At 57.5% G+C, this 14,260-nt stretch carries 15 protein-coding genes; 4 read left to right on the top strand and 11 right to left on the bottom strand.

Translation table 11 applies throughout. The features are described from left to right. Window position 1: 1 nt before the first annotated feature. From livG to livK, 4 genes are read right to left on the bottom strand one after another with little or no spacing between them, the layout of a single operon-like run. Window positions 2-769, bottom strand: a complete 768-nt coding sequence (gene livG, locus D5067_RS01470; RefSeq protein ID WP_119937567.1) for a high-affinity branched-chain amino acid ABC transporter ATP-binding protein LivG — start codon at window positions 767-769, stop codon at window positions 2-4. Further along, a complete protein-coding gene (locus tag D5067_RS01465; protein ID WP_119937566.1) occupies window positions 766-2,043 on the bottom strand; it encodes a high-affinity branched-chain amino acid ABC transporter permease LivM in 1,278 nt (425 codons plus the stop codon). The genes livG and D5067_RS01465 overlap by 4 nt, the downstream gene beginning before the upstream one ends. Continuing rightward, window positions 2,040-2,966 (bottom strand): high-affinity branched-chain amino acid ABC transporter permease LivH, encoded by a 927-nt coding sequence (livH, locus tag D5067_RS01460; protein ID WP_119937565.1) that lies wholly within the window; start codon window positions 2,964-2,966, stop codon window positions 2,040-2,042. The genes D5067_RS01465 and livH overlap by 4 nt, the downstream gene beginning before the upstream one ends. Window positions 2,967-3,012: 46 nt before the next feature. After that, on the bottom strand, window positions 3,013-4,122 hold the full coding sequence (livK, locus tag D5067_RS01455) for a high-affinity branched-chain amino acid ABC transporter substrate-binding protein LivK (RefSeq protein WP_119937564.1): 1,110 nt from the start codon (window positions 4,120-4,122) through the stop codon (window positions 3,013-3,015). A 424-nt stretch (window positions 4,123-4,546) separates the two neighbouring features. Here livK and panM point away from each other — a divergent pair, with 424 nt between their 5' ends. Next, window positions 4,547-4,930: an aspartate 1-decarboxylase autocleavage activator PanM gene (gene panM, locus D5067_RS01450; protein WP_119937563.1), complete on the top strand. Its 384-nt coding sequence runs from the start codon at window positions 4,547-4,549 to the stop codon at window positions 4,928-4,930. 117 nt (window positions 4,931-5,047) lie between these two features. On the opposite strand, the gene livJ is transcribed toward panM, so the two are convergent. The 6 genes from livJ to ftsY all read right to left on the bottom strand — a co-directional run bounded on the left by livJ (window position 5,048) and on the right by ftsY (window position 12,051). Then, window positions 5,048-6,148, bottom strand: a complete 1,101-nt coding sequence (livJ, locus tag D5067_RS01445; RefSeq protein ID WP_119937562.1) for a branched chain amino acid ABC transporter substrate-binding protein LivJ — start codon at window positions 6,146-6,148, stop codon at window positions 5,048-5,050. Window positions 6,149-6,345: 197 nt separating this feature from the next. Continuing rightward, window positions 6,346-7,611: a 4-aminobutyrate--2-oxoglutarate transaminase gene (locus D5067_RS01440; RefSeq protein WP_119937561.1), complete on the bottom strand. Its 1,266-nt coding sequence runs from the start codon at window positions 7,609-7,611 to the stop codon at window positions 6,346-6,348. A 136-nt stretch (window positions 7,612-7,747) separates the two neighbouring features. Next, a complete protein-coding gene (gene rpoH / locus D5067_RS01435) occupies window positions 7,748-8,605 on the bottom strand; it encodes an RNA polymerase sigma factor RpoH (protein ID WP_010436497.1) in 858 nt (285 codons plus the stop codon). Between the two features lie 251 nt (window positions 8,606-8,856). Beyond that, window positions 8,857-9,912 carry a permease-like cell division protein FtsX gene (ftsX, locus tag D5067_RS01430; RefSeq protein ID WP_119937560.1) on the bottom strand — a complete coding sequence of 352 codons (1,056 nt, stop codon included), beginning with the start codon at window positions 9,910-9,912 and terminating at the stop codon, window positions 8,857-8,859. After that, a complete protein-coding gene (ftsE, locus tag D5067_RS01425) occupies window positions 9,899-10,570 on the bottom strand; it encodes a cell division ATP-binding protein FtsE (protein ID WP_119937559.1) in 672 nt (223 codons plus the stop codon). The genes ftsX and ftsE overlap by 14 nt, the downstream gene beginning before the upstream one ends. A gap of 2 nt (window positions 10,571-10,572) precedes the next feature. Next, window positions 10,573-12,051 (bottom strand): signal recognition particle-docking protein FtsY, encoded by a 1,479-nt coding sequence (ftsY, locus tag D5067_RS01420; RefSeq protein ID WP_119937558.1) that lies wholly within the window; start codon window positions 12,049-12,051, stop codon window positions 10,573-10,575. Between the two features lie 127 nt (window positions 12,052-12,178). On the opposite strand from ftsY, the gene rsmD reads away from it, so the two are divergent. Further along, window positions 12,179-12,781: a 16S rRNA (guanine(966)-N(2))-methyltransferase gene (rsmD, locus tag D5067_RS01415; protein ID WP_119937557.1), complete on the top strand. Its 603-nt coding sequence runs from the start codon at window positions 12,179-12,181 to the stop codon at window positions 12,779-12,781. Further along, window positions 12,765-13,046: a DUF1145 family protein gene (locus D5067_RS01410; protein ID WP_010436509.1), complete on the top strand. Its 282-nt coding sequence runs from the start codon at window positions 12,765-12,767 to the stop codon at window positions 13,044-13,046. Before rsmD ends, D5067_RS01410 begins: the two co-directional genes overlap by 17 nt. Before the next feature lie 95 nt (window positions 13,047-13,141). On the opposite strand, the gene D5067_RS01405 is transcribed toward D5067_RS01410, so the two are convergent. Beyond that, entirely contained in the window at window positions 13,142-13,501 is a 360-nt protein-coding gene (locus D5067_RS01405) for a DUF2500 domain-containing protein (protein ID WP_119937556.1), read from the bottom strand. Between the two features lie 129 nt (window positions 13,502-13,630). On the opposite strand from D5067_RS01405, the gene D5067_RS01400 reads away from it, so the two are divergent. After that, window positions 13,631-14,257: a lysoplasmalogenase gene (locus D5067_RS01400; RefSeq protein ID WP_119937555.1), complete on the top strand. Its 627-nt coding sequence runs from the start codon at window positions 13,631-13,633 to the stop codon at window positions 14,255-14,257. Window positions 14,258-14,260: the final 3 nt, after the last annotated feature.

The following is a 14,260-nucleotide window of genomic DNA, read 5'->3' as shown; positions in this document are numbered from 1 at the left end:
CTTATGCCTCACCAAGGTATGCGCGGATCACGTCCGGGTTGTTGCGGATCTCTTCCGGCGTCCCGTTTGCCAGCGGCGTGCCCTGGTTTACCACGTAGATACGATCCGAAATGCCCATCACCAGCTTCATGTCATGCTCAATCAGCAGAATGGTGGTGTCGTGATGGTCACGCAGCTCGGCAATCAGCTCGTCCAGCTCTTTGGTCTCTTTCGGGTTGAGGCCCGCCGCCGGTTCGTCGAGCATCAGAATTTCCGGCTGCGTCACCATGCAGCGCACGATCTCCAGACGACGCTGATCGCCGTAGGCCAGGTTGCTCGCCTGACGGTTGGCGTGCTGGAGCAGGCCGATACGGTCGAGCCAGGTGGCGGCGCGGTCGAGCGCCTCCTCCTGCGCGCGGCGGAAGGCCGGGGTTTTCAGCAGGCCGGAGAACAGGCCGGTTTTGAGCTGCTGGTGCTGTGCCACCAGCAGGTTTTCAATCACCGTCATCTCGCGGAACAGACGCACGTGCTGGAAGGTACGCACCACGCCCATGCGGGCAATCTGCTGGCCCGGCAGCCCTTCCAGGTGCTGGTCGCGCAGCATGATGGTGCCGCCCGTCGGCTTATAGAAGCCGGTCAGGCAGTTGAAGACCGTGGTTTTCCCCGCGCCGTTCGGGCCAATCAGGGAGACGATCTCTTTCTTATGCAGATCCAGATTTACGTTGTTGACCGCCAGCAGGCCGCCAAAACGCATCATCAGGCCGCTAACGGATAATAATGGCTGACTCATGCCTGCTCTCCTTTTGCTTGCCCGTTCTTCAGCTTCAGCTGGGGACGGGTCATCGGCAGCAGGCCCTGCGGACGCCAGATCATCATCAGCACCATCAAACCACCCAGCATCAGCATGCTGTATTCGTTAAAGTCACGCATCAGCTCGCGTGAGACCACCAGCAGGATGGCCGCGAGGATAACGGCGAACTGCGAGCCCATCCCGCCGAGCACCACAATCGCCAGCACGAAGGCCGATTCGGCAAAGGTGAAGGATTCCGGGCTGACGAAGCCCTGACGCGCGGCAAACAGCGTTCCGGCGAAACCGGCAAACGCGGCGCTGATGGTGAACGCGGTCAGCTTGATGCGGGTCGGGTTCAGGCCCAGCGAGCGGCAGGCAATTTCATCTTCGCGCAGCGCTTCCCACGCGCGGCCGAGCGGCATGCGCAGCAGACGGTTGATCACAAACAGGGTAATCACCACCAGCAGCAGCGCCACCAGATAGAGCCAGATCACGCGGTCGGACGGGTCGTACTTGATGCCAAAGAAGTTGCTGAAGGTGTCCCAGCCGCCTTCGCGGGCGGTACGGCTGAACTCCAGACCGAAGAAGGTCGGTTTCGGGATCTGGCTGATGCCGTTCGGGCCGCCGGTCACTTCGGTATTGTTGAGCAGCAGGATACGGACGATTTCGCCGAAGCCTAAGGTCACAATCGCCAGATAGTCACCGCGCAGGCGCAGCACCGGGAAGCCGAGCAGGAAGCCCGCGGCGGCAGAGACCAGCCCCGCCAGCGGCAGGCAGGTCCAGAAGCCGAGGCCGTAATAGTGGTTGAGCAGCGCGAAGGTGTAGGCACCGATGGCGTAGAAGCCGCCGTAACCCAGCACCAGCAGGCCAGACAGACCCACCACCACGTTCAGACCGAGACCCAGAATCACGTAGATCATGGTCAGGGTGGCGATATCGACCGTGCCGCGCGACACCACGAACGGCCACGCCACGGCCGCGACCAGCAGCGCCACGAGGAACAGCTTCTGCTTCACGGTAGAACCGTCGATGGCCGGCAGCACGAACTTCGGGCCGGAGACGTTTTTCATCGTCTTATGGAACACCGGACGCAGCAGCTGGAACAGGAACACCACGGCGGTGCCGACAAACACCCACTGCCAGCGGATGTCGGGAGCGGTATCGACCACCAGCTTAGTGCCGTCCAGCTCGAGCTGGACGCCCATAAAGACGCCCGCCAGCACGAAGAACATGGCCGCAGAGAGCAGCGCCATTGCAAAATGCATCGGTTTCATACTTTCTCTACCTCCGGACGGCCCAGAATACCGGTAGGCATGACCAGCAGAACCAGAATCAGCAGGGCAAACGACACCACGTCTTTATATTCTGTGCTCAGGTACGCCGAGGAGAGCGCTTCGGCCACGCCCAGGATCAGGCCGCCGATCATCGCGCCCGGAATGCTGCCGATACCGCCAAGCACCGCGGCGGTGAAGGCTTTCATCCCGGCCATAAAGCCGATGTATGGGTTAATCACGCCGTAGAACTGGCCGAGCAGCACGCCTGCCACCGCCGCCATCGCCGCGCCGATCACGAAGGTCAGGGCAATCACGCGGTCGGTGTTGATGCCGAGCAGGCTCGCCATCTTCAGGTCTTCCGCGCAGGCGCGGCAGGCGCGTCCCATGCGTGAGTAGCGGATGAAAATGGTCAGGGCGAGCATCGCCAGGAAGGTTACAACCCAGATGACCAGCTGCATGGTGGTGATGGTGGCAGAGAAGTTTTCGCTGGCCCCCACAATCCACTGGCCGTTAAACAGGCTTGGCAGCGCAACGTCGCGCGAGCCTTCGGTCAGGCTGACGTAGTTTTGCAGGAATATCGACATACCAATCGCGGAGATCAGCGCGATCAGGCGCTTGGAGCTGCGCACCGGCCGGTAGGCCACGCGCTCGATGCTCCAGCCGTAGGCGCTGGCTATCACAATCGCGCCGACAAACCCGGCCGCGACCAGCAGCCAGCTGCTGTCGATGCCCATCATCATCAGCGCGGCAATGATCATAAAGGAGACGTAGCTACCGATCATGTACACCTCGCCGTGGGCGAAGTTGATCATGCCGATAATGCCGTAAACCATCGTGTAGCCGATGGCGATCAGCGCGTAGGTGCTTCCCAGCGTGACGCCGTTAAACATCTGCTGCAGGAAATAGAGAAACTGCTCGGACATATGCAAACCTTTTTATACCCGCCCGGCTCGCCGGGCGGTGGGATTATTATTTGGCGGCCGAGGATGAACCGTCGGCGTGCCACTTAAAGACACCAAATTCAAATCCCTTCAGATCGCCTTTCTCATCCCAGTTCAGCGGCCCAATCACGGTGTTCGCCCCGTGTGCTTTTAAATCTTTCACCAGATCCAGCGGCTCTTTGCTGCCGGTACGCTCCAGCGCGGTCGCCAGAGACTGCACGGCGGCATAGGTGATCCACACGTACGGGCCGCTCGGATCCTTCTTCTGCGCCTTGAGCGCATCTACGATAGCCTTGTTGGCCGGATCCTGGTCATAGCGTTTTGGCATCGTGACCAGCATGCCTTCGGCAGAATCCCCCGCGATGTTTGACAGGGAGGCGTTGCCCACGCCCTCAGGCCCCATGAACTGGGTTTTCAGGCCGGTGGCGCGCGCCTGGCGCAGCATCTGCCCCATTTCCGGGTAGTAGCCGCCGTAGTAGACGAAGTCGATATTCTCTTTTTGCAGACGGGCAATCAGCGCGGAGAAATCTTTCTCACCGGCGGTAATGCCGTCGAAGAAGACGATGTTCGCGCCGCCTTTTTTCAGGCCGTCCTGTACGGAGCGCGCCAGGCCTTCGCCGTACTGCTGTTTGTCATGGATGATGGCAATGCGCTGCGGCTTAACGGTCTCGAGGATGTATTTAGCGGCGGTTGGTCCCTGTGAGGAGTCCAGACCGGCGGTGCGCATGATGTGCTGGTAGCCGCGCTGGGTCAGCTCAGGGTTAGTCGCACCGGGAGTGATCATCAGGATGCCTTCGTCTTCGTAGATATCAGACGCGGGCTGGGTGGAGGATGAACACAGGTGGCCAATCACATACTGGATGCCGTCGTTAACGATTTTATTGGCGACCGCGACGGCCTGTTTTGGATCGCAGGCGTCGTCATACTCCACGTCCACCAGCTTGTCGCCTTTGATCCCGCCTTTGGCGTTGATGTCTTTGATAGCCTGACGCGCGCCGTTGAATTCCATATCGCCCCACTGGGCAACAGGACCGGACATCGCGCCGACTACCGCAACTTTAATATCGTCCGCCATCGCTGCCTGCGAAATCGCCAGTGCAACCATTCCCGCGATTATTGCTTTCGCGTTCCTTTTCATCTCTGAATCCCCATTCGTGACGTGATGTTTATATTTTGTTTTATTATGGTTAAAAAGCATTCTGTACTTTTAATGAACAACGCTATTTTTACCAGTGCCTTTAATGGTTTAGCGCGGTTTTTTGTCAAAAACCAGACTAATATCTCTATTTTTCAGGCGATTAAGCAAAGATAATATTCTGAAATCAGGCAGAGATAAACAAATAAAAGCGCAGTTTGCAGCATAAAATAACGGTACAAAGCGCCGAATAAATCACTACCCTTCAGGTTAAAATTCTGCTTATTTTTCGATCCATGTGTTTTCGAACTGCACAACGCCACGCCAAAAAACTAATCGCCTGGTAAAGGGGGTTAAAAAGAGAAAGCGTCTGAGCAAATAAATTGAGTACACTGGCCGCACTCTATTTGATTTGGACAAGCAGCTAATGAAACTGACTATCGTGCGTCTGGTGACCTTTAGCGACCAGGATCGTATCGACCTGGGCAAAATCTGGCCGGAATATTCCCCCTCGTCGCTGACCGTCGACGAGAACCACCGAATTTATGCCGCGCGCTTTAACGAGCGTCTGCTGGCCGCCGTTCGCGTGACGCTGAGCGGCACGGAAGGCGCGCTGGACTCGCTGCGCGTGCGCGACGTCACCCGCCGTCGCGGCGTGGGGCAGTATTTGATTGAAGAGGTGATTCGCGACAACCCGAGCGTGACCTCCTGGTGGATGGCCGACGTGGGCGTGGAAGACCGCAGCGTGATGGCGGCATTTATGCAGGCGTTAGGGTTTACGGCGCAGGCGAACGGATGGGAGAAGCGCTAAATGTGTGCGGCCTGATGCCCTCACCCCGGCCCTCTCCCACGGGGAGAGGGAGAACACCGAGCGGTCCCCTCTCCCTGTGGGAGAGGGTTAGGGTGAGGGTATCAACCCGCACCAGTTTTATTTTGCGTCTGTAGCAGTTCCGTTAGCGTGCCAGTCAAACACGCCGAACTCGAAGCCCTTCAGATCGCCCTTCTCATCCCAGGACAGCGGCCCCATCACGGTTTCTACGGAGTTCGCTTTCAGCCAGGTGGCAATCTCAGCCGGATCGGCTGACTGGTTCAGGCCTGCCTGCAGAGACTGCAGCGCCGCGTAGGTGGTCCAGACGAACGCGCCGCTTGGATCCTGTTTCTTCGCCTTAATCGCATCTACGATGGGTTTGTTCGCCGGTACCTGATCGTAGTTCTTCGGCTTGGTCACCAGCAGGCCTTCAGCAGATTCACCCGCGATGTTAGACAGAGACACGTTCGCCACGCCTTCCGGGCCCATGAACTGGGTTTTCAGACCGGCAGCGCGCGCCTGGCGCAGGATCTGTCCCATTTCCGGGTGGTAGCCACCGTAGTAAACGAAATCGATATTCTCTTTCTTCAGACGCGCCACCAGGGTAGAGAAGTCTTTTTCACCGGCGGTGATGCCGTCGAAGAACACCACGTCAGCATTGGCTTTCTTCAGGTTGTCCTGGACGGAGCGCGCCAGGCCTTCACCGTACTGCTGCTTGTCGTGAACGATGGCGATGCGCTTCGGCTTCACTTTATCAACGATGTATTTAGCGGCGGTTGGACCCTGGTCAGAGTCCAGACCGGTGGTGCGCAGGATCAACTTATAGCCGCGAGCCGTCAGCTCCGGCGCGGTTGCCGCCGGGGTGATCATCAGAATGCCTTCGTCTTCGTAGATGTCAGATGCAGGCTGTGTTGAAGAGGAGCACAGGTGACCGATAACGTATTTGATCCCGTCATTCACCACTTTGTTCGCCACAGCGACCGCCTGTTTCGGGTCACAGGCATCATCATATTTTACGATCTGCAGTTTTTCGCCCTTGATGCCGCCCTTGGCATTAATGTCTGCAACCGCCTGCTCTGCGCCGGTAAATTCCTGGTCGCCGTACTGGGCTACCGGGCCGGACATGGCGCCCACAACAGCCACTTTGATGTCTGCCTGAGCCATTGCGCTGAATGCCAACGCCATACATCCTGCCAGTAACGCTTTACCCTTCATGTTCATCCTGAGAATCCCCATTGTTCTGGTTATAACGATTGTTGTGATGTTGTTGTGTAGCGCTTTATTTCATTTATAGGCGTGCTGTTCGCGCTTTTTCAGCATACTCTGCTAAAACATACCCGAATTTTATGATTTTGGAATAGCTAATTTGAAATGTATCTATGCTACGCCCGGCGCCGTTTTGCGCCGGGCATTTGGCTTTATCGTGTCAGCGAGGCGGAAATAATATCCAGCGCCTGGCGGAACTGCGCCTCGGGGATGGTGAGCGGATAGAGGAAGCGAATCACATTGCCGTACACGCCGCAGCTCAGGAGCAACAGCCCCTCCTGCAGCGCGCGCGCCTGCACCTCGCGGGTGAACTCCGGTGAAGGCTGTCCGGTTTGCGGATCGTTGAACTCCACCGCCACCATCGAACCCTGCGCGCGGATATCGGCGATATACGCACAGCTGTCCTTCGCTTTATGCAGCACCTCCACCAGATGGTGGCCAAGGTGCGCTGCCCGGGTGCAGAGATCTTCCTCGTCAATCACGTCCAGCACCGCATGCGCAGCCGCAATCGCCAGCGGGTTACCCGCATAGGTCCCACCCAGCCCGCCCGGCGCGGGAGCATCCATTACCTCTGCCCGACCAGAGACCGCCGAGAGCGGCATTCCGCCCGCCAGGCTTTTCGCCATGGTAATGAGATCGGGCTTCACGCAGTGGTTTTCCATCGAGAACAGCTTGCCGGTACGCGCGAAGCCGGTTTGTACTTCATCGGCAATGAGCAGGATCCCGTGGGTATCGCAAAGGGCACGCAGCGCCTGCATAAAATCAGCAGGGGCGACGTTAAAACCGCCTTCACCCTGTACCGGTTCAAGAATAATGGCCGCCACCTGATCGGGCGCGATATCCGCCTTGAAGATGCGATCGAGGCTTTTGATGGCTTCCGCCGAGCTGATGCCGTGCAGGTCGTTGGGGAACTGCGCGTGATAGACAGAGCCGGGGAACGGGCCAAAGCCGAGCTTGTAGGGCGCAACCTTGCCGGTCAGCGCCATGGTCATAAAGGTGCGGCCGTGGAAGGCACCGCCGAAGGTGATAAGCCCTGGGCGCCTGGTATACGCGCGGGCGATTTTGACCGCGTTTTCTACGGCTTCAGCGCCGGTTGAGAAGAAGGCCGTTTTTGCCGGGCCCTCAATCGGCACGCGCGCGTTGATACGCTCGGCAAGCGCTACGTAGCCTTCGTACGGCACAATCTGGTAGGCGGTATGGGTAAAGGCGTGGAGTTGTTTTTCGATGGCGGAAATGACTTTTGGATGGCGATGGCCGGTATTCAGCACCGCGATCCCCGCGGCGAAGTCGATGTACTCGTTGCCTTCCACGTCCCACACCGTGGCGTTTTCGGCTTTATCGGCATAGAAATTACACATGACCCCGATACCGCGCGGCGTCGCCTGTAAACGCCGGTCGTTCAGTTCGTTATTTTTCACCCTGTCACCCTCAGAAAGTCGCCTGCTTAGCGCATCAGTAAGTGTTTGCCAGGGGGGAGAAATTCGCCAGAGCGGGTGCTAAAAAAACAAAACCCCCGAATTTGCATTCGAGGGTTCTCGTCATACTTCGCGGAAATTACGCTTCGATAGCGGCGCGAAGTTTTTTCATGGCATTCTTTTCAAGCTGACGCACACGTTCAGCGGAGACGCCGTAGCGGTCGGCCAGCTCCTGCAGCGTGGACTTGTTGTCTTCGTCCAGCCAGCGGGCGCGGATGATATCCTGGCTACGCTCGTCGAGACCTTCCATCGCGAAGGTCAGCTTGTTCGCCGCCTGGTCTTCCCAGTTGTCCTCTTCAATGCCGTCGGCAAAGTTAGAGGTCTTATCCTGCAGATACAGGACCGGAGCCATCGGCTGGCTGTCGGATGCGTCATCATCGGAGGACATATCAAACGTCATGTCCTGCGCGGCCATGCGGGATTCCATCTCGCGGACGTCTTTGCTGGATACGCCCAGCTCGCGCGCCACCATTTCGACTTCATCCTGGTTGAACCAGCCCAGACGCTGCTTGGTTTTACGCAGGTTGAAGAACAGCTTGCGCTGCGCTTTTGTCGTGGCGACCTTCACAATACGCCAGTTACGCAGGACGTATTCGTGAATTTCTGCTTTGATCCAGTGCACGGCAAAGGAGACCAGTCGCACACCCACTTCCGGGTTGAAGCGACGTACCGCCTTCATCAGGCCGATGTTACCTTCCTGAATCAAGTCCGCCTGCGGCAGGCCGTAGCCCGAGTAGTTACGAGCAACGTGAACAACAAAGCGCAGGTGAGACAGGATCAGCGTCTTAGCTGCTTCCAGATCGCCCTGGTAATGCAGCTTTTCAGCAAGCTCCTTCTCTTCCTCGGCCGTTAACATCGGCCAGGTGTTCGCAGCCCGGATATAAGACTCCAGGTTACCAACAGGGGCTAAAGCTAAAGTTTGCATTTCTTTGGTCATTCATTCCTCTCAATGTTTCTTCTGGTCCAGGTTATCCCCGTCAGGCAACAACCATACCAAAGCGTTTGAGCAGCGAGATTAGCATTCACATTTTTATCAGACAGTGATTTTATCCACAAGTTCCGAGTGCAACGGTGAATAAATTACGCACAAAATGTGACATGAAGATGATAACAGGGGAAGAGACAACAGGGACACTTTCCCTGCAGAGCAAACATCTCGGTGCAGGGAAAGATTATATCACGCTTTTATTAGTCGGGAGTAAAGTGGCGTAAATGTTGAACCGTTGCCAGCCAGGCGGCAATCCAGCCGATCATGGAGCAGACCAGCAGCAACAGCAGGCACTCATCGAAGCCTAAGCCACTGATATCAAACTTAGTTCCAAAGACCTGCGCCACGTCGGTGACGGCAGAGGAGAGCCGCATCACCAAAATTTCTGACAATATCAGTGAAAGAAATGCGCCGGAAAAACCGAGCAGTGCGCCGCCGTAGAGGAACGGACGCAGGATGAAACCATCCGTCGCGCCAATCAGTTTCTGTACGTTGATGGTGTCGCGACGGGCGAAGATGCTCAGACGCACGCTGTTACCGATGACGAGGAACACCGCCGCCACCATCAGCACGCCGATCATCGCCGCCACGCGCCCCACCAGCCCGGTCAGGGCTGCAAGACGGGCAAACCAGCTGTCGTCCATGCGCACTTCATCGATCCCGTTGATACGGGTGATGCGGTCGCGCAGGGTGTTGAGCGAATCGGTCCCCTGGAAATCGAGCTTCGGGATCACCACCGCCACGGCGGGCAGCGGATTCTCTTCCAGCATATCCAGCGCGCCGCCAAAGCCTGACCAGTTGCGGAACTCGCCCAGCGCTTCATCGCGCGAAAGATAGTTGACCTTCTCCACGCCCTGCTCGGCCTGGATTTGCCCAACTACCTGCGCCGCGGCGTTATCGTCCAGCGCCTTATCCAGATAGACGGTGATCTGCGGCGACGGATAATACTGTGACGCCGCCTGGTTAACGTTCTTGTAGACCATATAGCAGACGCTAGGCAGGGTCAGGGAGATGGCAATCACCATCACCGTCAGGAACGTCGCCAGCGGCTTGCTTTTCAGGTCCTGCAACGCGCCCTGGAAGGCATAGCGCACCTGCTCGTTGAAGACGTTGGTTTTGCGGGAGTTCGGCTTCGGCGCGGCTTTCGCGCGCTTTGGCGCATTGCGATTGCCGTCACCGCCGCCGTGGGGCTTGCGGAAACGGTCAAACCGGTTTCCGAACTGCCGAATCTGGTTTATTGCATCACGCTTGTTCACCGTGGCCTCCGTGCAAATGCCCGTCGCTCAGGGTCAGCATGCGGTACGAACGACGGGAAATCAGCCCGATGTCGTGCGTTGCCATCAATACCGTTACCCCTACGCGGTTGAATTCCTCAAACAGACGCAAAATCCCTTCGGACAGGGCATCGTCCAGGTTACCGGTCGGTTCATCCGCCAGCAGTACGGCAGGCTTGTTCACCACCGCGCGGGCAATGCCCACGCGCTGCTGCTCACCGCCGGACAGCTGGATCGGGAAGTTCTTCGCTTTGTCCAACAGCCCGACCTTATCCAGCGCCGCAGAGACGCGACGGCGGATATCGTCATAGCTGGCGCCGGCAATAATCAGCGGGATAGCGACGTTATCGAAAACGGTGCGATCCATCAGCAGGTGGTGATCCTGGAAAATCATGCCGATCTGACGACGCAGGAACGGCACTTCCCGGTTTTTCAGACGGCTAATGTCATGGCCGCTGAAAAAGATTTTCCCGGCGCTTGGCCGTTCGATCCCACAGATAAGCTTGAGCAGGGTACTTTTCCCCGCGCCGGAATGGCCGGTCAGGAATGCCATCTCGCCCGGCTGCAGGTGGAATGTTACCCCCTGCAGCGCTTGTCTCCCACCGAGATAGGCCTTGCTGACGTGTTCAAAGCGAATCATTGTTAGTCCTCTCGGGCAAATAATGCCTCAATAAAGTCGTCCGCCTTAAACGGACGCAAATCCTCAATACGCTCGCCCACACCGATGTAACGGATAGGAATGCCGAACTGGTCGGCTACGGAGAAGATCACCCCGCCCTTGGCTGTGCCGTCCAGCTTGGTCAGCGCGATCCCCGTCAGTCCTACCGCTTCATGGAACAGCTTCGCCTGGCTAATGGCGTTCTGCCCGGTGCTGGCGTCAATAGTCAGCATAATTTCATGCGGTGCTTCTTCGTCCAGCTTCTTCATGACGCGGACGATTTTCTTCAACTCTTCCATCAGGTGCGATTTGTTCTGCAAACGCCCTGCGGTATCGGCAATCAGCACGTCTACGTTACGCGCCTTCGCCGCCTGGATGGCATCGAAGATCACGGACGCGGAATCCGCACCGGTATGCTGAGCAATCACCGGAATATTGTTGCGCTGGCCCCAGACCTGCAGCTGCTCAACAGCCGCCGCGCGGAAGGTATCGCCCGCTGCCAGCATCACGGATTTACCCTGCTGCTCGAACTGACGCGCCAGCTTGCCGATGGTGGTGGTTTTACCCACGCCGTTAACGCCAACCATCAGAATAACAAATGGCGTTTTGCCTTCAATATTAAGCGGTTCGTCAACTTTTGCGAGAATTTCGCCCATCTCGTCTTTCAGCAGGCCGTACAGCGCCTCGGCATCACGCAGCTGCTTGCGGCTCGCCCCTTCGGTCAGGTTGGCGATGATCTTACGGGTGGTTTCCACACCCACGTCCGCAATCAGCAGCTGCTCTTCCAGCTCTTCAAACAGATCGTCGTCGATCTTTTTGCCGCGGAACAGACTGATAAATCCGGAACCTAAGTTTTCTTTGGTTTTGAGCAGGCTACGCTTCAGGCGCGCGAAGAAACCTTCTTTGGTCGGTTTTTCCTGCTCCTGAACGGCATCTTCTTCCGGCTGCTCTTCCACCGGCACGACGATGACCGCTTCTTCCGCGGCGTCTGCCGCCAGCGCCTGGGCTTCCAGCTCTTCGTCGGTCAGCTCTGGCTCGAGTGCCGCTTCTTCTTCCACCGCTTCAACAATTTCAACGGTTTCCGCTTCGGCCTGCCACTCTTCGGCAGAAACCTCTTCAGCTTTTACCGCTTCCGGCAGCGGCAGCTCTTCGTGTTCGATGGCCGCCGGAGGCGTCTCGACAACCTCGATGACCTCAGCAACCTCTTCAATCACAACCGGCTCGGGCTTCTCGCTTTCCTGAACCTGTTCAGTGATCTCAACCACCTCTTCAGCAAAGGATTCAATCTCTTCTTTGCTGTGCGCCGTTTCTTCCGCTTCGACAACCGCGGCGGTTTCTACAGGCGTTTCAGGCTGCGACTGCTCTTCAACGGCTTGTTGTTCTTCGGTTTTCTGTTCTGTTTCTTGCTCTTTTTCACCGAAGCCCAGCCAGGAAAAGAAGCCACGTTTTTTTTGTTTTGCCATCTGCGACTACACTCCTCGCGGCGCTATATACATGGAAGCTAAAAAAATGATGAAATAGTCTAACACTTTACTTAATTGACATCACCGCCCGCAATCGCAGGCCAATTGTTAACAGAGCTTTCCTGAAATGAAGAAACCCAACCGCGCCCCGGCCGGTCAAATACGGATTATCGGCGGCCAGTGGCGAGGCCGGAAATTACCGGTGCCGGACAGCCCCGGTCTACGCCCGACTACCGACCGCGTTCGCGAGACGCTGTTTAACTGGCTCGCCCCGTCAATGGTAGACGCCCGCTGCCTGGACTGCTTCGCCGGAAGCGGTGCATTAGGGCTTGAGGCGCTGTCGCGCTATGCCGCCAGCGCCACGCTGCTGGAGATGGAGCGCGGCGTTGCGCAGACGCTGCAGCAAAATCTGGCAACGCTGAAGGCGACGAATGCGAAGGTGGTGAACACCAATACGCTGAGCTTCCTCGCGCAGCCGGGCACGCCGCACAGCGTGGTATTTGTCGACCCGCCGTTCCGCAAAGGGCTGCTGGAAGAGACGTTATCCCTGCTGGAGCAAAACGGCTGGCTGGCGGATGACGCGCTAATCTATGTAGAAAGCGAAGTGGAAAACGGTATGCCGCCGGTACCCGCCCACTGGGATCTGCACCGCGAAAAGGTCGCAGGCCAGGTCGCTTATCGTCTTTATCACCGCCAGGCACAAGGAGGATCCGATGCCGGTACTGATTAACCTGGGACGTTTGCTGATGCTGGGCGTCTGGGCGTTCCTGATCCTGAATCTGGTGCACCCCTTCCCGCGCCCGATGAACATTTTCGTTAACGTGGCGCTGATTTTTACCTCGTTCATGCACGCCCTGCAGATGGTGATGCTGAAAAATGGTCTGCCGAAAGACGGGCCGCAGATGACGGGCTGGCAGCAGCTGCGCGTGTTTATTTTCGGCGTGTTTGAACTGCTGGTGTGGATGAAAAAGTTTAAGGCGCAGGTGAAGAAGTAAGGTGCGGCCCGGTGCCCTCACCCTAACCCTCTCCCACAGGGAGAGGGAACGATTACACCTTCTCCCTGTGGGAGAGGGCCGGGGTGAGGGGAAAATTACTGCTCCGGTTCAAACCCTTCAAATCGCGACCCTTTGTAGCTCAACGTTCCTTTCTCCCCCACCGTCAGCTGATGGTACTGCTGCGCCTCAAGGCGCAACGTCATTTCCAGGCCGCCGGTTTCGGGCTTAAAGCTCGCTTCATAGCGCATGCTGGCACCCGCGGGCGTCACCTGCTGCTGGCGAGAGCGGCGGTCGTTCAGGGCTTTTTCGCGCTTATTGCTCACCACTACGCGCTTTTGTACCAGCGGCGCGGCATCGTTGTCGGCCTTCTCACGGCGCTGCTGCACGAAGCGAAACGAGGCGGCAATAACGATAATCGCCACCACGATAATGAAAAACAGCGGCATCTTGCTCATTGAAAAATCCCATCAGATTATGCGGAATTCAGGATACCCTGCCTGCATCGGCATTGCCAAACGCGCGCTCGCGTCACTACACTGGATCAGAAACTGATTATTCAGCCTCAACAGTTACAGGGAGTTAATATGCTTTGGTCATTTATCGCCGTCTGTTTGTCCGCATGGCTTTTTGTCGATGCGTCCTATCGGGGTCCCACCTGGCAGCGCTGGCTGTTTAAACCCGTCACGCTGTTGCTCCTGCTGCTGCTGGCCTGGCAAGCGCCGATGTTTAACGCAGTCAGCTATCTGGTCCTTGCAGGGCTGTGTGCATCTCTCGTGGGCGATGCCTTAACGCTGCTGCCGCGTCAGCGCCTGCTGTATGCCGTGGGCGCGTTCTTCCTGTCGCACCTGCTCTACACCATCTACTTTGCCAGCCAGATGACGCTGTCGTTCTTCTGGCCGCTGCCGCTGGTGCTGCTGGTGATTGGCGCGCTGCTGCTCGCGGTGATCTGGTCACGTCTGGAAGAGATGCGTTTGCCGGTCTGCACGTTCATTGCCATGACGCTGGTGATGGTGTGGCTGGCGGGCGAGCTGTGGTTCTTCCGTCCGACGTCTCAGGCAATGTCCGCGTTCTTCGGCGCCGCGCTGCTGCTGATCGGGAATGTCGTCTGGCTGGGCAGCCACTATCGCTGCCGCTTCCGCGCGGATAACGCGATTGCTGCCGCCTGCTACTTTGCCGGGCACTTCCTGATCGTGCGTTCGCTGTATATTTAAATA

Source organism: Enterobacter huaxiensis, assembly GCF_003594935.2.
In the GTDB taxonomy this organism is placed as follows: domain Bacteria; phylum Pseudomonadota; class Gammaproteobacteria; order Enterobacterales; family Enterobacteriaceae; genus Enterobacter; species Enterobacter huaxiensis.
Note: the sequence above shows the minus strand (reverse complement) of the source record. Positions and strands in the feature narration are given on the sequence as shown.